This window comes from Chryseobacterium echinoideorum (genome assembly GCF_007474535.1).
GTDB classification, from domain to species: Bacteria; Bacteroidota; Bacteroidia; order Flavobacteriales; family Weeksellaceae; genus Chryseobacterium; species Chryseobacterium echinoideorum.
In genome coordinates, this window is the sequence record NZ_VKNW01000001.1 from 357,508 (window position 1) to 379,152 (window position 21,645).

General features: G+C 32.9%; 13 protein-coding genes and 1 tRNA gene. 7 read left to right on the forward strand and 7 right to left on the reverse strand.

Annotated features, from left to right (window positions below; translation table 11 throughout):
- Window positions 1–2 precede the first annotated feature (2 nt).
- The 3 genes from FOL89_RS01445 to FOL89_RS01455 all read left to right on the forward strand — a co-directional run bounded on the left by FOL89_RS01445 (window position 3) and on the right by FOL89_RS01455 (window position 7,201).
- Window positions 3–5,147 (forward strand): Eco57I restriction-modification methylase domain-containing protein, encoded by a 5,145-nt coding sequence (locus FOL89_RS01445; protein WP_144281067.1) that lies wholly within the window; start codon window positions 3–5, stop codon window positions 5,145–5,147.
- A 174-nt stretch (window positions 5,148–5,321) separates the two neighbouring features.
- Window positions 5,322–5,543, forward strand: coding sequence for a hypothetical protein (locus FOL89_RS01450; RefSeq protein WP_144281068.1), 222 nt, complete (start codon window positions 5,322–5,324; stop codon window positions 5,541–5,543).
- Window positions 5,544–5,626: 83 nt separating this feature from the next.
- On the forward strand, window positions 5,627–7,201 hold the full coding sequence (locus FOL89_RS01455) for a recombinase family protein (RefSeq protein WP_144281069.1): 1,575 nt from the start codon (window positions 5,627–5,629) through the stop codon (window positions 7,199–7,201).
- Here FOL89_RS01455 and FOL89_RS01460 read toward each other — a convergent pair.
- Window positions 7,167–7,240 (reverse strand) — tRNA-Arg (locus tag FOL89_RS01460). The genes FOL89_RS01455 and FOL89_RS01460 overlap by 35 nt on opposite strands.
- A 47-nt stretch (window positions 7,241–7,287) precedes the next feature.
- Here FOL89_RS01460 and FOL89_RS01465 point away from each other — a divergent pair.
- From FOL89_RS01465 to FOL89_RS01475, 3 genes are read left to right on the forward strand one after another with little or no spacing between them, the layout of a single operon-like run.
- Complete coding sequence (locus tag FOL89_RS01465) at window positions 7,288–8,334, forward strand: ABC transporter substrate-binding protein (protein WP_144281070.1); 1,047 nt, start codon at window positions 7,288–7,290, stop codon at window positions 8,332–8,334.
- 39 nt (window positions 8,335–8,373) lie between these two features.
- Entirely contained in the window at window positions 8,374–9,018 is a 645-nt protein-coding gene (gene mtgA, locus FOL89_RS01470; protein WP_144281071.1) for a monofunctional biosynthetic peptidoglycan transglycosylase, read from the forward strand.
- Between the two features lie 13 nt (window positions 9,019–9,031).
- Window positions 9,032–11,059 (forward strand): recombinase, encoded by a 2,028-nt coding sequence (locus tag FOL89_RS01475; protein WP_144281072.1) that lies wholly within the window; start codon window positions 9,032–9,034, stop codon window positions 11,057–11,059.
- Here FOL89_RS01475 and FOL89_RS01480 read toward each other — a convergent pair.
- The 3 genes from FOL89_RS01480 to FOL89_RS01490 are packed head-to-tail and all read right to left on the reverse strand — an operon-like array spanning window position 11,037 to window position 13,176.
- Window positions 11,037–11,333: a hypothetical protein gene (locus FOL89_RS01480; protein WP_144281073.1), complete on the reverse strand. Its 297-nt coding sequence runs from the start codon at window positions 11,331–11,333 to the stop codon at window positions 11,037–11,039. The two genes, FOL89_RS01475 and FOL89_RS01480, sit on opposite strands and share 23 nt — an antisense overlap.
- A 4-nt stretch (window positions 11,334–11,337) precedes the next feature.
- Window positions 11,338–12,417, reverse strand: coding sequence for a DNA replication/repair protein RecF (recF, locus tag FOL89_RS01485; protein WP_144281074.1), 1,080 nt, complete (start codon window positions 12,415–12,417; stop codon window positions 11,338–11,340).
- Between the two features lie 3 nt (window positions 12,418–12,420).
- Window positions 12,421–13,176, reverse strand: coding sequence for a UbiA prenyltransferase family protein (locus tag FOL89_RS01490; RefSeq protein ID WP_144281075.1), 756 nt, complete (start codon window positions 13,174–13,176; stop codon window positions 12,421–12,423).
- 18 nt (window positions 13,177–13,194) lie between these two features.
- On the opposite strand from FOL89_RS01490, the gene FOL89_RS01495 reads away from it, so the two are divergent.
- Window positions 13,195–19,164 (forward strand): alpha-2-macroglobulin family protein, encoded by a 5,970-nt coding sequence (locus tag FOL89_RS01495; protein ID WP_144281076.1) that lies wholly within the window; start codon window positions 13,195–13,197, stop codon window positions 19,162–19,164.
- A gap of 63 nt (window positions 19,165–19,227) precedes the next feature.
- Here FOL89_RS01495 and FOL89_RS01500 read toward each other — a convergent pair whose 3' ends face one another.
- The 3 genes from FOL89_RS01500 to FOL89_RS01510 form a co-directional block, all read right to left on the reverse strand.
- Complete coding sequence (locus FOL89_RS01500) at window positions 19,228–19,938, reverse strand: ABC transporter ATP-binding protein (RefSeq protein WP_144281077.1); 711 nt, start codon at window positions 19,936–19,938, stop codon at window positions 19,228–19,230.
- A gap of 82 nt (window positions 19,939–20,020) precedes the next feature.
- On the reverse strand, window positions 20,021–20,590 hold the full coding sequence (locus tag FOL89_RS01505; protein ID WP_144281078.1) for a hypothetical protein: 570 nt from the start codon (window positions 20,588–20,590) through the stop codon (window positions 20,021–20,023).
- A 254-nt stretch (window positions 20,591–20,844) separates the two neighbouring features.
- The gene (locus FOL89_RS01510) at window positions 20,845–21,285 is read right to left on the reverse strand and encodes a hypothetical protein (protein ID WP_144281079.1); all 441 of its coding nucleotides are present in this window, start codon (window positions 21,283–21,285) and stop codon (window positions 20,845–20,847) included.
- Window positions 21,286–21,645 lie beyond the last annotated feature (360 nt).

Here is a 21,645-nt window from a genome sequence, read left to right on the forward strand (position 1 = left end):
GTATGTCATTAAATTCTTCAAATTTAACGGATGATATTTCTATTATAAATGGAAGTAAGAATGAACTTATAGTTTTTTCAAATGAAGCCGATAAATTATCATTTCTGGAGTTATTGAAACTGAATAATCAGAGCAATAACAGAACTCTTATTACACTTAATTCTGCAACTAATACAAACAAATTTCTCAATTGTTATCAAGATTTTGATGGTAAGATATTTCTTTGTCTAGAAGGAAATAGAATAGGAGATGTAGCTACGCTTAAAATTCTTATGGAATTTAAAGAGAAAAATGTAAAAGATATTCGAAGTCTATATGAGATTTCCCAAGCCGGAAATAAAGACTTGAGCGCATATCTTGAAAACAAATTGAATCTTCAGAATAAAAATATTACTTTAGTTAAACCAAAAAATCAAGAAAATGCAGACGTTAGCATTAGACCAAAAATAATTTCCGACACTCAGCACTTGGGATCCGAATTTTCTCAACGAAATTCTGGAGAATCTCTCGAAAGAAGCCAATCCGAACAAAACGGAGATCACTCTGGAGGACAAACTTTGGGCAGCAACAATGTTGGAAATGGACTTGAAAAGTCAGAGCGGAGCGATAGTGGAAACGGAAGAAGCGAATCCTTTGACACAGCAAAACCTGACAATCGTAAAGAGAATGAAGGAAGAAAAAATTCCTTGGGCGGAATCGTACCCGGGAGAGTTGTATCCGATAGAAACGAAAGAAGAGTAGATGACTCCAAGAATATTGAGGAGTTAAATTCTCTTGTTTCAAAATATAGAGGTCAAAAACTGACCAATGAACAAGTTGCAGAAGTAGTTTCTGCAGCTTGTTTTGTTTCCGAGGACAAAAAAGTAGCTTTACATCCAAATGTTGAGATTACTGATGAGATAAAAAATATTTGTAATCAGTATAAAAGTGGTGGTACTGCTAAGGAAGGGCGTGGAATTCTTGATGAATATTACACCGATTCCAAGATTGTAGAAACGATTCGCAATCTCATCAAAGAACAATTCAACAATCAAAAAGAGATTTCAGTTTTAGAGCCAAGCGTTGGAACGGGAAATTTTCTGTACGCTGTAAAAGATTTTTCTTCGAAAATCAATGTTACAGCTTTTGAAATAAATGATACTACAGCAAAAATTTCTAAAATCTTTCACCCCGAAGCTGTCATAAATCTCCGTTCATTCGAAACTGAGTTTATTGATGAAAGAGGACAAAAGACTGAAGTAAAAGAATATGCTAATAAGTATGATTTAGTCATTGGGAATCCACCCTATGGAGAACATCGTGGTTTTTACAAAGGCTTGGGTGAAGAGCCCAAAATTAGTAAGTACGAAGATTATTTTGTCAAACGATCTTTAGATTCTTTAAAATCAAATGGAATTTTGGCAATGGTACTTCCTTCAGGATGGTTGAACAGGCAGAAGAAATTAGAAAATGCTGAGATTTCAAAGGCATACCGTTTACCAACCGGAGTTTTTGCCGGAACTCAGATTGGAACTGATATTATTATCCTTAAAAAATCATCGCTTAAAATCACTCACGATATTTCTGATTATTTTGAAAAGAACCCTGAAAATATATTGGGAGAAATTCGAGAAAAAAGTAATCGTTTTGGGCGTCTGGAGCAGTATGTCCACGGTAATTTGGATAATGCTATAGCCATTTTGGAACAGCTCGAATTTAAAAAAGGAACAGAAAGAATTGGTAATCTGTTTGAAGATCTATCTTTCGAGAAGTCTGAATCCAAAGTGGATAATTCAATCGCTAATCTTAAAGAAACTAATTTTGAAATTGAATTAGGTCTGAATCAAGTTCAAGCCAAAATACAAGAAGTTCTTTCAACTTTTCAGAAAATTAAATTCAAATCTCCGATTGTTGTCAAAGAAATTGAAAAATATACCAAGCTACAAGAACAAATACAGAAAGATGTTCATTCATTTTCTTTCAAAGAGCTAAAGGATGTTTTTGATAAATCCGAGAAGATTATTCAAACCTATAATAAGAAAGATTCAGAATATAAAATCCAAACCAAACCGGAGATTAGAAAAGGGGTTTTAAAGTATCTTTTTTCCAAGTCAGATAAAGTTGTTAATACCTCACTTCAAAACAGTTCATCGATTTCCAAAGAACAAATTGAAGCTTTTCGGGATACCAATTATGACGGAACATTGAATAACTATGGTAAACACTATCAATGTGCCAATTTCATTGACGGAAAATGGGTACACGATTTTTATTATGCGGAAGGAAATATTTATGCGAAGCTAGAACAGTTGGAAAAAGACTTTGCTGATAAGTATGCTGTTGGAGGAACAGAAGACCAATATGATAAGCAAATGAATCTGCTTCTCAGTATTGTGCCAATCCCTAAATCTTTGGATGACATATCTATTAGTCCCAATCACGAATTTGTACACAAATTTGCTCTTGGTCAGGTAGAAAAAGAGAAATACAATAGTAATACAAAACTAGTAGAAACTGTTCTTGCTGATTATAATCTTGCCGATAAATTTAAAGATTTTGTAGGGAGTTTATCAAATGATGCCTTTGCGGGTTCTTCAGCTTGGGAGGTCAAAAGTTTTGTAGACAATGAAACTGTTACAGGAAGTGACAAGGAGCGAAATGCTTTGGTTCGTGAAAGACGAAAAGCTGCAGCTAATGACCTTTTTCAAAAGTTTATTCATGAAGAATTGTCGGATGAATTAAGGGAACGTTTTGTAAAGGACTTTAATAGAAATTTCAATAGCATTTACGTTCCGGATTATTCGAAGTTTCCATTGTTTTCCAAAATCTATCAAAATTTCAAAGGAAAAGAACTTAGGCTAACTGAAGTTCAGAAAGCAGGAATTGGCAGATTGACAACAAAAGGAGTTGGTTTATTAGCTCACGAAGTTGGTTTTGGGAAAACGCTTTCTGGAATATTGTCAATGCACGAAGCGATGGAACGCGGAAACGCAAAGAGACCGCTGATTGTTGTCCCCAACCATAGTATTTTAAAACAATGGGTAGAAACAATTTTTGAAACTATCCCAAATGCAAAAGTAAATGTGCTTGGTAATCTTGGAAAAGATTATGATCTGTCCAAATTTGATAACAGAGATGGAGAAGTCACTATAGTTACTTATGAAGGCTTTAATAATATCGGCTTTTCAGAAAACATTACCCAAGATTTAGCTTCAAAATTTTCATACATCTCCGAAAGCGAATTAAGAAGTGTGAATTCTATCAGCGAAAGAGATTTTCAGATAGAATTAGAGAAGGAGAAGGAGTTGGAGGGGAAAATGAAACGTGGCAAAATCTATGATTGGGAAGATTTTGGTTTTGATCATATGACTTTTGACGAAGTTCACAACGCCAATCATATTGTAGGAAAAGTGAGAATTGAGGATCGAAGATTTGCTTCAGATTTTAGAAGCCAAAATCAACAGACTTCCAAACTCGGTATTAATACCTGGATGGCTTCGCAGTTTATACAGAATAAGTATGATGGCAGAAATGTTACTTTACTTTCCGCAACGCCTTTTACAAATAAACCTCTGGAATATTATTCAATTCTATCACTGATTGCTAATAAGCGGTTGGAAGAGTTTGGCTATTTTAATGTTAATACATTCTTTGAAACCTTTATGGAGGCGGATACTGATATGGAAATTGATGCGAGAGGAGATGTTAAGTTCAAAGCCAATGTTCGAAGGTTTAAAAATAATTCCTTGTTTCAACAGCTCTTATCTGAGTTTATTGATATTAAGGGAGAAGAAGATAACCCAGAATTGATCCGTCCTAACAAAATCAATAAGGAGTATAAGATTGAGCAGAATGATTTAACTCAAGAACAATACGATTTACTGAAAGAAAATTTTGAAGAAACTCAAAAAGGAGCAATTTTAACCCATATTCTTAATGCCAGACTTATAGCAATTTCGCCATACTTGTCGCCCTATTATGATGGAGAATTACCTTCAGTAAAAGAATTTATTGAAAATTCCCCAAAGCTGATTGATACAATGAATCTGATAAGGCAGAATAAAAATGATATTCCAGATTCTAGTCAAATCATTTATTCTGAATTGGCAGTCTCAGAATTCTCAAAATTAAAGGATTATCTTGTAATCGAAGTAGGCTATAAACCAGAAGAAGTAGGTGTGATTACGGGGGCAACTACTAAGCCTAACAGATTGAAAATTCAGGATGATTTCAATTCAGGAAAAATTAAAATCATAATTGGTAGTGAAGCTATTCAGGAAGGAATGAATCTTCAGGAAAACACCACGGATTTATATATGCTTTCTCTCCCATATAATTTTACAACTCTAAGACAGGTCGAGGGTCGTGCTTGGAGACAAGGAAACAAACACGAAAATGTTCGGGTTAATTTTATGCTGACTACTGATAGTATCGATGTGTTTATGCTTCAAAAGCTACAATCAAAACAGGCAAGATATTTAGAAGCAATGAAGAAAGGGGCAAATGTCTTGGATATTTCCGATATAAGTACGCAGGAACTGAAGACGTCCATTATTACTGATCCTGAAACCAGAGCCAACATTGAAATAGAACTTTTAAAGAAAAGAATTGAAATTGAAAAAAACAAACATCTTGCAGATATTGCCTTTGTTCTTAGAAAACATAATGACTTTTTAAAAGTGAAAGAGATGTTCAACAAAGCTGAAGAGTCATATAATAGGATCCTGGGCTATTCTAAAAATGTTGATGGAAATACTGACTATTGGAAAAATCAGCTTCCATCTTATCAGAAAACTATTGACTTGACTAAAGCTGAAGTTCAAAAATCAATCCAATTGTTAGCTGAAAAGGGAGTGAATATTGCAGAAATAGAAGTTCAAACCAAAAGCACCGAAGAAAAAATTGCTGAATTAGATAAAAAAATAGAAGAACTTCCAAGTATCCAAGAAGAGTTAATTGTTCAGTATAAGAAAGAAAAAGTGGAAAAGTTGAGGCTGATCGAAAGCAAAGATAACGTGCATGAGAGATCAGAGGAAAATATGATATTATTTTCGTTGTATTATAGAAAATCATTAGATACTACAAGCACTGAACAATATCGAAATGCGGACAGCTTAAACCTTCAAATTGATGAGCTTGATAATAAATCCAAATTTCAGAGGAGATAGCGATAGTTTTACAAAACATTTCTTCTTTAATTCTTTTTTATACCAGAGAAATCTTAATTAGCCTTCCAAAGTCAAGGGAGGCATTTTTATTTCTAATTATTTACGATTTTTATTGAAAATAGATGGAATTATCAGTATTTCTGCTCATCTATCCTTATTTAATTTCTCCAGTAAATGTCTAAAAGGAAAACTAAGAAAACTGCACATGTAGAAGTCTCAAATTTATTTGAAGCTGATTCGATTATGAATTTTCGGGAAATGCCTTTGGATGTAGCTGTAAAAATGTTCAAGTCTTCCGGAATATTTGTTTCGGAGGAAGAAACTTCGGAAATTTTATCACTATTACATACGCTTGCGAAAGTAACGATCAAAGAATTTCTTTTAAATAAAGATTAATTTCGTATTTTAGTGATATAATTACTTCTTTATTCAGCTGATAATGGCTGAATAGTTCTTTTTTTAACCTAAATCCCATTAAAATGAAAATTGCTGATTTGTATATCCGCGTATCAACCGATGAACAAGCGGATAAAGGCTATTCTCAGCGTGATCAGGAGGAACGTCTCCGTAAGCATTGCAATTCACTAAATATAACAATTGGAAATGTAATATATGAAGATCACTCAGCTAAAACCTTTGAAAGACCCGAATGGAAGAAATACATTTATGGACTTAAAAGATTAAGGGGATTTAGAGAAGGTAGATTTTTGTTATTTACTAAATGGGATCGCTTCAGTCGTAACACAAGCGAGGCATATCAAATGATCTCCAACTTGAATAAACTAAACATTACTCCACAAGCAATTGAACAACCGCTTGATCTTCGAGTGCCAGAAAATAAGCTGTTATTGGCTATTTATTTATCAACGCCCGAAGTTGAAAATGATAGGAGAGCTCTTAATGTAACGTATGGAATGCGTAGAGCAATTAAGGAGGGTCGGATGATGGGAATAGCACCTTATGGATATATCAACAGAAGTAGGGAAGATGGTCGAAAATATGTTGCTGTAAAAGAACCAGAAGCATCTAATATAAAATGGGCCTTTAAGCAAGTCGCAAAAGGACATCTGCCCACCGCCGTTGTTTTAAAAGAGATGAATAAAAGAGAAGGAAGAAAGCTTACAAAAAATTCATTTATGGAAGCTTTAAGAAATATTGCTTATACAGGAAGACTTCTTTTGAAAGCATACAATGATGAAGAGGAAAGAATTGTTGAGGGAAAGCATGAAGCTTTGATTTCGGAGGATTTGTTTATGAAGGTTCAGAATATTTTATTTAGAAAAAGTAATCAAGACGCATTCTTACCAGCAGGTAGAATAATAAATGAAGAACGCTATCCTTTGAGAGGATTATTACTATGCCCCAAATGTAACAAGAATCTTACCGCAAGTAGTGCTAAGGGAAGAAGTAAACATTACTATTATTATCATTGTACGGTTGATTGCGGATTTAGACATAACTCCGAAATTGTGAACGATTTGTTTGTTGAAGAGTTATCTAAATTTAGTTTTAATAATGGAGCAGAAAAGGTATTAAAAACCATTCTAATGCAAAATTTATCAGCAGCATCAAATGGTATCAACGACGAGCGAAAAGTTCTTAAAAGTAAGCTTACAACTATTGAGCAGAGAATTGAAAAGGCAAGAGACATGTTTATAGAAGATAAATTAGATGAAGACGATTTTAGAAGCATCAAAAATAAATATAAATCAGAAATAGAAGACTTGAAACTTAAAATAAATACTTTAAAAAGTTCAAGAGAAAATAATAATACTGAGCAACGAATCAATCAAGCCATTGAAAGCATTACAAATATTTCTGAGCGTTATCAGAATGCTACTACCATTGACAAGAGGGCAATTGTTGGTTTGATATATCCTGAAAAGTTAATCTTTGATGGAGAAAGTTTTCAAACCACAAAAGTGAACAGTTTTATCAATAGTATCTTTTTGATTAAGAAGGAGTTAGGAAATAAAAAAAACCGACAAAGAAGTGAATTATCTTCAAATGTCGGTCTTGTGACCTCGACAGGATTCAAACCTGTAACCTTCTGAGCCGTAATCAGATGCGCTATTCAGTTGCGCCACGAGGCCGTTTTTAATGGTTTGCAAATATAGCACTTTTTTCTTTTCTTTGAAAGATGAAAGCAAGATTTTTAATTCTCGTTACAATTTTTACTTTAATTGCCTGTAAAAGAGAAACAAAAAATATAAATTCAAAACCTGTTTCTGTATCGAAATTGGTCGAATTTCAAGAAGGAACCGATGTTTTACAATTATCATCAGGTAATTTTAGTTATTCTATCAAAAAAAATCAGCTGCCTTTCACAAAAATTATTTTGCTCAATGCAAGTATGGCAGGGTATATTACAGAGTTGGATGCAGAAAATATGATTACAGGAGTTTCAAGTCCGGAATATATTTACTCCGAAAAAATCAGAAAACTTGTTCAGCAAAAGAAGATTCAGAATGTAGGAAGCGAACAAAAATATGATATTGAAAAAATTATTTCTCTGAAACCTGACGCTGTTTTTACTAATTACATTGCCAATTTTGAAAATGCGTATGAGGTTTTGAAAAAAAATGGGATTCAGGTGATCTTTTTAGATGAATTTAAAGAAGAAAAACCATTGGAAAAAGCCGCATATATTAAGGTTTTTGGAAAACTTCTGGGCAAGGAGAAACTTGCAGATGAAAAGTTTAAAGAAATAGAAAAGAATTATAATAATCTCAAAAAGCTGGCACTAAATTCAAATTCAAAACCCAAAGTTTTAGCTAACGAAATGTATGGCGATGTTTGGTATCTTCCAGGAGGAAAAACCTCTTTTGCCAATTTTATTTCCGATGCTAATGGCGAGTATATTTTAAAAAATAACCTTGATACAAAAGCTGTAACCATGAGTTTTGAAGAAGTTTATGCCAAATCGAAAAACATCCGGTTCTGGCTGAATGCAGGAAATCACCATTCGAAAAAAGAACTCCTGTCGATCAATCCGTTTTATGCGCAGTTAGATGTTTTTAATCAGGGTAAAATCTACAGTGTTTCGGGAAAGGAAAAACAAAAAGCCAACGATTTTTTTGAACAGGGAATTGTGCGCTGCGATTGGGTTTTGAAAGATTACATCAAAATCCTCCACCCTGAACTTCTGCCGGATTACACCATTACTTATTTACATGAATTGAAGTAACTCGCAGTATTTTTATATTTTTGCAGCAAGTTTATGCTTATGTGGAAAAAAATAAAAAAGTTTATTTTTATAGTTCTTTTGCTGAATGTGGCTTTTATCGTTTGGGGAAGATTTTTTAATCCGCCAATTACCATTACTCAGATCGGCGGAATAATAAAGTACGGAAAACTGCAGCGTGATTATATTTCCTATGACGAAATGGGAAATAATGTGAAAAAAGCTGTCATTGCTTCAGAAGACCAGAAGTTTTTTATGCATAATGGCTTCGATTATACAGCGATTGAAAAAGCCATGAAATACAACGAAAAAGGTAAAAAAATAAGAGGCGGAAGCACAATTTCTCAGCAAACTGCTAAAAATGTATTTCTTTGGCAGGGCAGAAGCTGGGCTAGAAAAGGATTGGAAGCGATTTATACTTTCATTATAGAAAAAGTATGGAGCAAAGATATAATTCTTGAGCGTTACCTCAATTCTATAGAGATGGGGCAGGGTGTTTTTGGTATAGAAGCTGCCTCAAAGTATTATTTTGGAAAGTCTTCCAAAGATCTTACAACATCAGAAGCAGCGTGGATTGCAGCTGTTTTACCCAATCCTAAAAAGTATGATCCCAAAAATCCTTCTGCCTATCTCAGAAAAAAACACAGCTGGATTATGAGACAGATGAAGAATGTAAGCCTGAAATAGTATCTTTGTACTAATGAAATTTTTTAGTTCAAATACCGGGAACTTCAAATCTGTTCTTAAAAAGTATTTTTCTTTTGAGAACGAAACTGCTTCTTTGGAACCTTTAACAGAGTTTTTGGAGGCAATAAAGAAAGCAGATTTTACGGATGTTCTTAATTTCCTCAAACAAAATCAACATTTTGCGGATAACTTCAGAGACTATCTTTACCGAGTTTTTTCTGAAAGACCCTTTAATCTTTCATTAACGGAAGCAAGTATTTTATCTGAAAATGCTTTTTTTCCTGAACTAAAAAAGAGAATTTTAAATAAAGTTTTGCCTCCTGTAGAAAATGAAAATACAGTTTGGTATCTTATTGATAATGTAAGTTTCAGACCCAAACAGGATTTGGAGTACCTTCAAAATATTCCTGAAGAAGATTTTGATGATTTTCTGAGACTGCTGCAGATTGATAATTTTATTATAAAACCCAGAGTTAAAAATGACCTTGTTTTTTCGATGAATATTCTTTCCTGGCGTGTGACCGGGATGGCTCTCGAAGTAGAGGTGATTAAGATGGCTCCTGAATACCGAAATTTTGATAATCCTTTTCTTGCCTTACAGAACGAGCTTGAAGCACTTGCAGAAAATTTTAATCAGAAGCCCGATCATCAGCTCAACTCAAAAGACAGTCATTATAAACAGATTAAAATCTACATTCAGCAGTGTCTTGATTTTGTGAATATTGCTTTTAAAAATTCTTCAAAGTATGGTATTTCAGGAAAGATTAATCATTCGTTGCTTAAAATTCGCCAACAGGTTCGGAGAATTCTTGAAATATTGAATTTTTTGGTTATTGATGATGAGCAAGATGTTATTAAGAAATCAAAACAGCTTATTTTTAATATTCTAATTTACAAATCTCATAAAAATAATATACGTGATCTGGTAAATGACAGTACTACACTCATTTCTCATCTTATTACCTCTCACACGGCAGAGACCGGGTCTGGCTACATTACGTCTTCTTCCAAAGAATATTTTAAAATGCTTCGAAAAGCAGCAGGTGGGGGGATTATTGTAGGAGCTTTATGTATTCTGAAGATGATTTATTCATACTTGCCGGGCAGTGAGTTTTACCATGCGTTTTTATTCTCTTTTAATTATGTAATGGGGTTTATCATGATTTTTTTAATGGGTTTTGCGCTGGCTACAAAGCAGCCGTCTATGACGGCGACTACAATGGCGAGAGTATTGTCTGATGTAAAAAATACCAAAAGAAACTATTGGGATTTTGCACATTTGGTTTCAAAACTGTTCAGAAGCCAGTTTATTGCTTTTATGGGAAATGTATTGATGAGCTTTCCTGTTGCAATGATTATTATTTATGCGTTAGATGTTCTTTTAGGAGTAAATCTAGCAGCTGAAAATTCGGATAAATTTTTAAAAAACCTCAATTTTCTCACTTCATCCGCTATTGCACAAGGTGCGCTTACGGGAGTCTATCTTTTCATATCGGGAATAATCTCTGGTAGTGTAGGGAATAAGACTGTTTTTTTTAGAATTCCACAGAGGATTGAGAAAAACCCTTTAATAACGAATACTTTTGGGCATCAGTTTGCAAAAAGACTTTCTCTGTTCTATGCCAGAAACTGGGCAGGCATTATGTCTTACGTATGGCTTGGTGTATTAATGGGAATCACAGCATCTATAGGTTCGTTTTTAGGGTTGCATATTGATACCAAACACATCAGTTTTGAAGCAGGGAATCTTGCACTCGGGATTTATGGTAAGGATTTTAATGTTGATCTCAAAACTGTTCTAATGGCAGTTACCACTGTTTTTCTTATTGGTTTTGCAAATTTCAGTGTAAGTTTTGGGCTTTCGATGATTTTGGCTTTTAGGTCAAGAAAAATTAATTCTGTAGAAATAAGAAAGATTATTTCTCATATCATTAAGTATTTTGGAAAAAGTCCCGTGAATTTTTTCCTTCCGATTCGTTCTGTTTTAGATGAAAATGCAAAAAAACTAATAAAAGAAACTACAAAACCAGAAGATCAGTAAATCTGTCTTCGCCAAACTGATCCTGAAATTTTTTCAGATAAAAGCTTCTGCGCATTTTGAAATCATTTTTAAGTAAAGGTGAATTGATTTTGATCTGAATAACTTTTTGATCAAGATTTACACTTTCAATTTCCTGAAACAACGACTCGTCAAGATAATCTTCCAAAAAATCTTTAATTTCAAAAGCCACCAGTTTATCTTCAAATCCATAAATTTTAGCAAAAGATTTTACCAGTTCTGAGGATTGAAATTCACGTTTCTTGTTTTTTTTCATGACTTTATACTTCAAATATTATACTTTCCTCATTTATTTTTTTTACCACGCTTTCGGTACGTTCTCGGTGTGTGTCGGTGATGAAAATCTGCCCGAAGTTTTCCTGATTCACCAGTTTTATCAGCTGTGCGACACGGATGTCATCCAGCTTGTCAAAAATATCATCCAGTAAAAGAATAGGAGTTTTTCCGGTGAGTTCTTTTACCAAACTCATTTGTGCTAGCTTTAATGAAATCAGAAATGATTTTTGCTGTCCCTGCGAACCGATTTTTTTGATTAAAACCGAATCCATTTCAAAAAGCAAATCATCTTTATGAATACCTTTTGAGGTGTACGTCAGCATTCTGTCGCGATCAAGACTTTCTTTTAATAAATTTTCAAATGAATCATCCTGCAAATGAGATTCGTAAACCACAGAAACACTTTCTTTCCCGCCGGATATAATTTCATAAAAGCTCTGTACAATCGGATTGAGTTTTTCAACAAAGTTTTTTCTCTTTTTATAAATCTGTGTTCCTGATTTTATGATGGGGTCGTCATAGATTTCCAAAGAATCTTTATCCCATGTTCTGTTTTTGGCGAAATATTTGAGTAAGGCATTTCTCTGCTGAATGGTTTTCTGATACTGCATTAAGCCAAAAAGATACTCAGAATCAGTCTGCGAGATCATAGCATCCAGAAATTTTCTTCTGCTTTCTCCTGAATCTGAGATGAGGTTGGAGTCATAAGGCGAAATCATCACACTCGGCAGATAACCGATATGATCTGCTAAACGGTCGTATGTTTTATCATTTTTTTTGATGATTTTCTTGGCTTCTTTAGGTTGGGAAATTTTGATATTGTCTTCTGAATTGCCATTTTGAACTTCTGCATTAATGGAGAAAAAATCTTCATCTTTTTTGATGTTATTAAGATCTGTATTTCCCAAAAAACTCTTTCCTACAGAAAGATAATGCAAAGCATCCAGAATATTGGTTTTTCCCACACCGTTGTTTCCCACAAAGCAGTTGATCTGCGGAGAAAGATCAAACGTTTTCTCTGAATGATTTTTGAAATTGTAAAGGGAGAGTTTCCTGATAATCATTCGTCAAAAATACTCCAATATTATTAAAAATAAAAAAGGAAGTACAGAGCAAGTTTCAACTCCAAAAGAAAAATAAGCATCATTTCGTTTGCTTTCAGAAGAGTATATGAAAATAAAAGTAATAACTGCAGTTAAAAATAGACTTAGTCCATATTGAAACTTCAGATAAAAAATAGATAAAATGACGGATATAAAAACCAAAACATAAGCGAGATATTTAGTATTCTGTACTCCAATCAATTTTGGGAAAGTTTGTACAGTGTCACTTTTCATATCACGGATATCAAATGGTAAAACCAATGCTGTAATAAAGAAAAAACTGATCATAAATATTGGGAAATCAAATGCAGGCAAAGTAAGCCAGCTATTTACCAATCCCCATACTAATCCCACATAAAATACTTTAAGTAGAGGAATTTTCCGTATGTAATTTTCAAGAAAAAAACTATTATACAGCAGTCCTAAAATCACAATAATCAACCATTTTAGCAAACGTATTTCATTATGATTAAATATAATTAAAACGGAAGAAATGATGCCTGTCAAAATATTGAGAATGAGAATTTTGTAAAAATATTTTGTTTTTTGATATTTCGTGTAGAGATAGCCACTGAAGTAGGTGATGAAAATAAGAAAAACTGTGGGATAACGGAACGTATTTTGCTCAAGCATGAAAAAAACTGCAAAAAAAGTTCCCATTAAAGAGACGTATAGCTGGCTGTCTATAACGGATTTTTTCAGTACTTTTAAGCAATTCATTTAGTAAAAATAATACTTATGCAAAGATATTCCAAGATTTTGTTCCTGTTCGTCCTTTTAATGAGCTTCGCAGAGGTTTTTTCGCAAAATTATTATGATCAGCAATGGAAAAAAATTCAGCAAAACAGTCAGAACGGAGGTTACAAATCTAGTTTACCGATTGTTTTGGAAATTCAGAATAAAGCGATGAAAGAAAATAATGCAACACAGTTGATCCGCTCTCTGAAAGCGGAGTTCAGTATCGTCAATCAAACTTCTGATGATGATAAAAATGATTCAGTTTCAAAATTTTTTGCAAAACTTCAGAATTCCGGCAACAGTCTGAAAGGAGATGATCTTTTGGTTTACAAAGTTTTGTTATCGGGGTTTACATTCGATTATTATAATGAGCATTCATGGGAAATTTCCGGAAGAACCAATATGAATTCTCAGGATGTTTCACAAATTGAAACATGGAGCAAACTTGATTTTAAGAATTATCTTTCCAAAAGTTTTAAAGACTTGGATTTGCAAAGTCAGGCAATGAAAAAGATTTCTTTATCCAAATACAAAGACATTTTTTTTAAGGCTGAAAATATAAATTATTTCCCGACTTTGTTTGATTGGTATTCTCTGAGAAAAACCGAATTTTTATCCGATAATGGTTTGTTTACCAAGAACGAACTGTCGGAAAACAGAAACTTAATCAATACAGTTTTTAATGATTTAATTACTCAGAATACAGGAAATTCTAAGCTGTATTTTATGCATCAGAAAATAGTTGAAAACTGTAATTTCAATTCATGCAAAGACAAGCTGGAGCAGCTTCAGGATTTAATGAAAATAAATATTGACGGAGATTATAAAGTTTTGATTGCAGAAGAAATAATGAACAGATTAATTGCCGAAAATAAGCAGAAAGAAGCTTTACAGCTTGCTGAATCTATCAAAAAACAATATCCAAAGTCAGAATTCTTAGATAATATCAAAAATATTGAAAATCAAATTGAAAATCCTTATTTGAGTCTGAAATACGAGCAACAGACTCAACCCCAGTTACCGATTCATCTGGTTGCTGAGTTTAAAAATGTATCTCACTTTACAATAGATCTGTATGAAATAAAAGACGATTATTTGTCATTTTTACAATATGCGGAAAACTCTTACAATCAGGCTTTTGGAAAAGTAAAAAAATCTTTGGTAAGAAAAGATGTTTTCCAGCTGAATGATCCCAAAGATTATAAGCTTCATAAAACCTCATTAGAAATAAAACCGCTTCCGTCAGGAATTTATGTGGCAGAATATTCAGTGGAAGGTTTGGAAGATAAAGAATCAAAGCAACAACAAAATTTTTATTTTTTAGTTTCTGGTAATAAAATCATCTATCAAAACAAAGACGAAAAAAATCAACTTCAAAATGAAATGAAACTGGTGAATGCAGAAAACGGTAAGCCTATTCTTAATGAAAGACTTACATTTTATGAATTTGTTCGGAACAAAACACTTAATAAAGTTGATGGAAAAACTGATGATAAAGGGATTTTTAAGTTTCCTGCAACCGAGAGTAAAGATTATTACAGAACTTTTTTGGTTTATCAGCCAAAAAGCAATGATTATCAGTTGTTTGAGGTTTACGGAAGTCAATATATTGCAGCAAAAAATTATGAAAATGATCATTTAGAAAAAGCACAGATATTTTTAGACCGGGCAATCTACAGACCCGGACAAACTGTTTATTTTAAAGTAATTAATACCAAACTTACTCAACAGAAAGAAAGTGTTGTAGCCAATCTAAAGCAAAAAATCACACTGAAAGATTTTAATGGCGAAGAAGTAAGTTCACAGGTATTTACAACGAATGAATTTGGATCTTATCACGGAAGTTTTGTTCTTCCTAAAGGGAAATTAAATGGTCAGTTTACCTTATCTGTTGACAAAGGTGATAATGATATGGAATATTTAGGGGTTGCTTATTTAAGGGTTGAAGAGTACAAACGTCCTAAGTTTGAAGTGACTTTTGAGCCTGTAAAAAAGGAGTATAAGTATGGGCAAACCATCGAACTGAAAGGTAAAGCCATGATGTTTTCGGGAGTTGCGCTGAGCAATACCAATGTAAATTATGAAATCAGAAAGCAAAATATCAGATGGAGATATTTTCCGTGGTATCCCAATAATTATGAAAATGAAAACTCAATTCTTGGAGAAGCTAAAACCAATGAAAAAGGTGAATTTACCATAAAATTAGACCTTAAAAAAGATGAAAAAATAGAAGGTATTCAGATTGATAATTATCAAATCACTGCTTCTGTCACCGATATTAATGGCGAGACGCAGTCTGCAAATACTAATCTTAAAGTTTCTTCGGTTTCACATTACATAAAAGCAGATCAACTGAATAATGTATTTGCAGACGAAAACGTAAAACTGAAAGTAGAAACTAAAAATTATAACGAACAAAATTTAAAGAAACCTTATCAGGTTAAATTATCAAAACTTGAAACTCCAAACAGGATTTTCAGAGACAACTTTAAAAATGAAGTTCAGAACTTACCGAAGTTTTCAAAAGAAGAATTTATCAGAAAGTTTCCGCATGATCGATTCGATAAGAATGATGAAACTAAAAATTGGTCATCTTCTTCTGTTATTCTAAACGGAGTAAAGCGAAATGAAGAATCTCTCGACCTCGGAAAACTGGAAGCAGGGTATTATCAACTTGAGCTATACAATATTGAAGGAAGAGATACGATAAAATCTGTTCAAAATTTCAGTGTTTGGGACAAAAAATCTCTCAAACCCAATCAGAAAACATTCTTAACCGTTTTGGAACCCAAAACTGAATTTTCAAGAGGCGAGAAAGCAAAAGTCTATGTTTATTCTGCAATTCCTGATGCTTTGGTTACTATTTTTGTTCAAAATGGTTCGGGAAAAACGATTTCTGAGGATCATCAATTTAAAAACGGTATTTTAGAATATGCTGTAGATATTCCGAAAGAAAAAAATGTAAATAATCTCAACATTCAGTTTCAGGTGGTGGCATTTAATGATGTGCAGACACAAACAATTAATTTAAAAATAAAAGATTCGGAACAGCCGTTAAAAATAGAAACAGTAACTTTTAGAGACAAAATTGAGCCAAATTCTAAAGAAAAATGGTCGGTGAAAATTTCGGGAAATGAAAAAGAGAAGATCAATGCAGAAGTTTTAGCCAATATGTATGATATGTCTTTGGATCAGTTTGCTGTAAATAGCTTTAATTGGGAGAAGTTATATACACCTTACTCGTTCTTTAGTTCTTATGATAGGAGAGAAAATCTTGCTCAAAAATATTATCAGAAAAGAATGAAATATTATAATGAAAAATATGTTGATGTTCCTCAATTTAACTGGTTTGATCGTTATAGTGTTTTAAATTCTATGCGAGGAGAAGCTGCTGGAATTTCGGTGTATAACAGTGCTGTTCCTTCTCCAGTGAGAGCCCCGAAAGTTGCAGGTTCTCCAAAAATGAAATTGCAATCTTTGCGAATAGATGATCAGGCGGTTGAAATTTTAAATTCAGGAAGACAATTGACAGAGGAAGAGATAAAACAATTTACCGATGTTACAGATGAGAGGATTGGACCAGATGGTTTACCAATTGATGATGATAATTCTAATGAGCCTTTAAATAAAATCTCTGTTCGGCAAAACCTCAACGAAACCGCTTTCTTTTATCCAGATTTAAAAACAGATTCCGAAGGAAATGTGAACTTTGAATTTACTTCTCCCGAAGCTTTAACCAAATGGAAATTAATGTTTCTTGCTCATACAAAAGATGCGAGAGCGGCAACTTTGGAAAAGGAAGTGATAACACAGAAAGAATTTTCGGTAACTCCAAATTATCCAAGATTTTTGAGAGAAGGCGATGAATTGAATCTTCAGTCAAAATTGTCCAATTTAACATCGAAAAAACTCAATGGTTTTGCACAATTACAAATTTTGGATGCTTTTACCAATGAAGATGTTTCTGAAAAATTTGGTTTGAGCAAAATTACTGCAGTTTCAGGTTTTAATAATGAACAAGCTTTTTCATTAGAGGATAACGGGAATACAGTTATAACTTGGAAAATAAAAGTTCCGAATGATATTTCTTCCATTATTCTGAAAGTTGTAGCAAAAGCAGGACAATATTCTGATGGTGAACAAAAAGCTGTTGCTGTTCTTCCCAACAGAATGCTGGTTACCGAAGCCGTTCCTGTTTTTGTGAAAGAAGGTGAAACGAAAACGTTTGTTTTAGAAAATCTTAAAAATGTTAATTCTACAACGATTTCCAATGTTTCAAATACGCTGGAACTGACAACGAATCCGATTTGGGAAATCATGTTTGCACTTCCAAGTCTGAAAAATGATCAGAATAATTCTGCCGATGTTATCTTTAATAAATGGTTTGCAGATGTTTTGGCTTCTGAAATTTTTAAGGCCAATCCTAAACTGAAAACTGTTTTTGAAGAATATCAAAATAAAGGATTACTAACTTCAAATCTTGAAAAAAATCAGGAATTGAAACAGCTTTTACTGGAAGAAACTCCATGGGTTTTGGAAAGTAAGAATGAAGCAGAACAAATGGCAAAATTAGCCTTGCTGTTTGATGCCAATACCATGAAAAATTCGATTAATCAGGATTGGGACGATTTCAAAAAACTGCAAAACCCGGATGGTGGTTTTTCATGGTATTCTGGTTACCCGAGTTCATATTCTACTTCTTTGTATATTCTTAAAAATTTAGGAAAAATCAATTCTTGGTTAAAAGAAAATATGAAAGATTATCAAAGTTCACAACAAAAAGAATTGGTTGCCAATTTGGTGAAATATGTAGACAATGAAATTGATAAATATTATGATGTAAAAAAAGAAAACGTCTGGACAAATTGGAGCTTAGACTACCTCGATACGAGAAATTACTGGGAGAAAGATTATCCTTTAAAAGGAAAAGGAGCTACCCTAAAAACTTTAGTGAAGCAGAAAGCAAAAACTGCAAAAATTACAGATTTTACCTTCTTCGGGTTGCATCGTGCAGCACTATTGATGAATGATTATGGTTTGAAAGATGTATCGGATAAATTATTAAAGTATTTAAAAGAAACTTCTGTAGATTCAAAAACTCAGGGTGTTTACTGGAAGCAAAATCTGGACGATTGGGGTTGGTTCAGTTCGAAAGTAGTGAATCATGCAGGAGCTTTGGAAGCTTTCAACAAGTTGAAACCGAATGATCAGAAATTTATTGAAAACATGAAAATCTGGCTGATTACACAAAAAGAAGTCAGTTCTTGGGGAAGTTCAAGAGGAACGGCAGAAGTGATTTTTACGATTTTAAATTCAGGAAAATCATGGGTGACATCAGAAAGCGACAAAGCAACCATCATTTGGGGCGGAAAAGAACTGAAACCGGAAACTCAGGCAACAGGTTATGTGAAATCTGCTGTAAAAACAGATGTTTTAGATAAAGACTTGGCAACTGTCACTGTTACAAAACCGGGTGCAGGAATTGTTCAGGGAGGATTATTCTGGCAATACTATGAGAGTTTAAACAAAATAAAATCTTCCGAAAATTATATTTCTGTCTCAAAAGAATTGTATAAAAAAATCAAAACGGTAAATGGTGAAGAGTTGCAGGAAATTACGACAGAAACTCCACTGAAAGTTGGTGATAAAGTAACGGTAAGAATGATTCTGAATACAGATCGACCAATGGAATTTATTCACATCAAAGATATGAGAGCTGCGGGATTCGAGCCGCTGGATGTGATTTCGGGATATCAGTGGAAAAACAATTTGGGATATTACCAATCCACAAAAGATGCGTCTTCCAATTTTTATATTGAGTATATGCCGAAAGGAAAATATGTATTTGAATATGATTACTTTGCGAATGCATCGGGTAAATTTTCAAACGGAATTACGACAGTCCAGAACTATTATGCTCCGCAGATGAATGCAAATACCAAAGGTATAGAAGTAGAAATTAAGGAGTAGCAACATGATAAAATGAAAAAGCCGGCTTATAAATGTATAAGCCGGCTTTTTTATAAATTTTTCTTATTCGATTGCTGCAGATTGAGTATAGTTGGCAAAAGCCTCTTCAAGACTTGTAAATTTACCTTTAAATTCTTCAATATTACAATCCTGAATAATATTTCCTTTATGAATGAGGATTACTCTCGTACAAAGTGCCTCAACTTCCTGCATGATGTGTGTTGAAAGCAAAACCGTCTTTTCTTTTCCAATTTCTTTTACTACATTTCGTATTTCAAGAATCTGATTAGGATCCAGTCCGTTGGTTGGTTCGTCCAGAATCAGTAAATCAGGCTGATGAATGATAGCCTGTGCCAAACCGACTCTTTGTTTGTATCCTTTGGAAAGCTGACCTATTTTTTTAGATTTTTCAGGGGTAATTCCTACCAGATCAATAACTTCATCTATTCTGGAGTGAGGGATTTTGTGAATATCAGCGACAAATTGCAGATATTCTTTTACATACATTTCCAGATAAAGCGGATTGTTTTCAGGAAGAAAACCTATGTTTTTCTTAGATTCAATTTCGTTATCGGAGATATTTTTTCCATTAAAAACAATTTCACCTTCATCAATTTTCAATGCGCCGACAATAGATTTCATCAAAGTAGATTTGCCTGCTCCGTTGGGACCCAGAAGACCAATGATTTCATTTTTGTCAATAGAAATATTAATATTGTTAAGAGCAGTCTGCTCACCAAATTTCTTTGTTAGATTGATAACCTGAAGAGACATATTGTAAAAAATATTTTAGCAAAAATATAAATAAAAAAACTCATTCCGGTAGAATGAGCTTATTATACTATAACAATTTAAGTTATTTTCTGTTTTTTTTTGTTTTTACAGATTCACGTGTTGTTGAATTCTGAACTGCGTTATTAGAACTGTTGGAGACAGCATTTACAGGAGTCTGCTTTACAATAGATTTCTTATACATGTTTTCTTTTGAAGTACCGATACCAAAGATCTTATCTACCTGCTTTTTGTTTAGAAACTGAGATTTTCCTACATACTTCTTATTTTTGTTGATGTACTGTATAAACTGCATGGTAGGCTGACCATAGTTTTTCTCAAAATGTAATTCGATAATATCATTTGGAAGTTCCAGAGTAATATTTCCTGTTGGCTCATCAATAAAGCCATCATTGATCATTTTGTAAAGATCACTCACGTCACCGTTAAGGTCATTAAATGAAAAAGACCTGAATGTATTGAGATTACTGGTATTAATATCCTGGTAATTGAATGTAAATCTATTTTCCTTTTTATAAAGACCGACAGAATTATCTTTTCCTATCTCTACCAAAGCTTCATTTTTGAGTACTTTTATCTGAGAAAAAGCTAAAAATCCTATACAAAAAGTGAAAAGTAAAATTATTTTTTTCATGTGGTTTTAAATTTAATAGTTTGGTATATGTTGCCAATGTACAGATAAAAACAACAATCTACCAATTTTCTTGTTGCAAAAATAATGTTTTTTTTAATTTAAATTTAAAACCAACATTGAAGCTAAAGTTAAATTTTAATAAAAATGTTGTAAGAGTGTCGTAAATAAAGTGATGTATTTACATTTTCTTTAAATAGGATGAGCAAATTTTATTTTTCCCTAAAATTATATTTAAAGTTTTCCAAACAAATTTATTAATGATGACTGGCTACAATCGTCTGCAGTGAAGATTTTATTTTTTTGTTTTGGCTATTACTGAAACCCAGCAGATAAATGGTTATTTTGAAATCTTTCTTTCTGCTAGTATTAATCTTTAACGTGAGTTTCGTTATTCCATAATAGGAAGATACTTTATAATTGCAGATACTTGATTGTGGAAGTTCTATATAAGGATGATAAAACTTCTTAAATGAAAAGGGATGATATTTCCTTATGGTTACACAGCTTCCTGATACTTCATACGTTACACTTTGAATACGCCATATTAAAAAGATCATAATGGCACAAAATAAAGCCAGAATAATATATGATGTTGATTCCTTAGAAAAGAAGACAACGGCTAATGAAAACACAAGGGTGAATAAAATCACAACGCAGACTAAACAACGGATAAATCCGTAATTGGAGATTTTCATATTCTGATCAGCTTTTTGGCATAATTAAATAAATCAAATACTGAATTTCAGTTAAAAATATAAATTCAGTATTAGATTATTCATGTACAAATTTAACCATTTGTAAGTGATTTTTCTAATATCAGATTATGAATTGAATATACTGTGGTAAAAATTTAAAAACTTTTACATGGTAATGTTTTGAAAATTAAACAGTTGTATCATTTTTTTGATCTACAATAAATGTTAATTTTTCTGATGGTTAGAGTGAATTATTTTAAAAAAAACTCCAAAAATTTTACTTTTTGGAGTTTTAAATTTATCCGAATGTTCTTTGGCAATTCTTTCGTGTTGAAAGACCATGATTCATATTCGGTATTG

Bases quoted from the DNA above. Each gene is read 5' to 3' on its own strand.
- FOL89_RS01445 (WP_144281067.1), top strand. From the start codon at position 3: ATGTCATTAAATTCTTCAAATTTAACGGATGATATTTCTATTATAAAT.
- FOL89_RS01450 (WP_144281068.1), top strand. From the start codon at position 5,322: ATGTCTAAAAGGAAAACTAAGAAAACTGCACATGTAGAAGTCTCAAAT.
- FOL89_RS01455 (WP_144281069.1), top strand. From the start codon at position 5,627: ATGAAAATTGCTGATTTGTATATCCGCGTATCAACCGATGAACAAGCG.
- FOL89_RS01465 (WP_144281070.1), top strand. From the start codon at position 7,288: ATGAAAGCAAGATTTTTAATTCTCGTTACAATTTTTACTTTAATTGCC.
- mtgA (WP_144281071.1), top strand. From the start codon at position 8,374: ATGTGGAAAAAAATAAAAAAGTTTATTTTTATAGTTCTTTTGCTGAAT.
- FOL89_RS01475 (WP_144281072.1), top strand. From the start codon at position 9,032: ATGAAATTTTTTAGTTCAAATACCGGGAACTTCAAATCTGTTCTTAAA.
- FOL89_RS01480 (WP_144281073.1), bottom strand. From the start codon at position 11,333: ATGAAAAAAAACAAGAAACGTGAATTTCAATCCTCAGAACTGGTAAAA.
- recF (WP_144281074.1), bottom strand. From the start codon at position 12,417: ATGATTATCAGGAAACTCTCCCTTTACAATTTCAAAAATCATTCAGAG.
- FOL89_RS01490 (WP_144281075.1), bottom strand. From the start codon at position 13,176: ATGAATTGCTTAAAAGTACTGAAAAAATCCGTTATAGACAGCCAGCTA.
- FOL89_RS01495 (WP_144281076.1), top strand. From the start codon at position 13,195: ATGCAAAGATATTCCAAGATTTTGTTCCTGTTCGTCCTTTTAATGAGC.
- FOL89_RS01500 (WP_144281077.1), bottom strand. From the start codon at position 19,938: ATGTCTCTTCAGGTTATCAATCTAACAAAGAAATTTGGTGAGCAGACT.
- FOL89_RS01505 (WP_144281078.1), bottom strand. From the start codon at position 20,590: ATGAAAAAAATAATTTTACTTTTCACTTTTTGTATAGGATTTTTAGCT.
- FOL89_RS01510 (WP_144281079.1), bottom strand. From the start codon at position 21,285: ATGAAAATCTCCAATTACGGATTTATCCGTTGTTTAGTCTGCGTTGTG.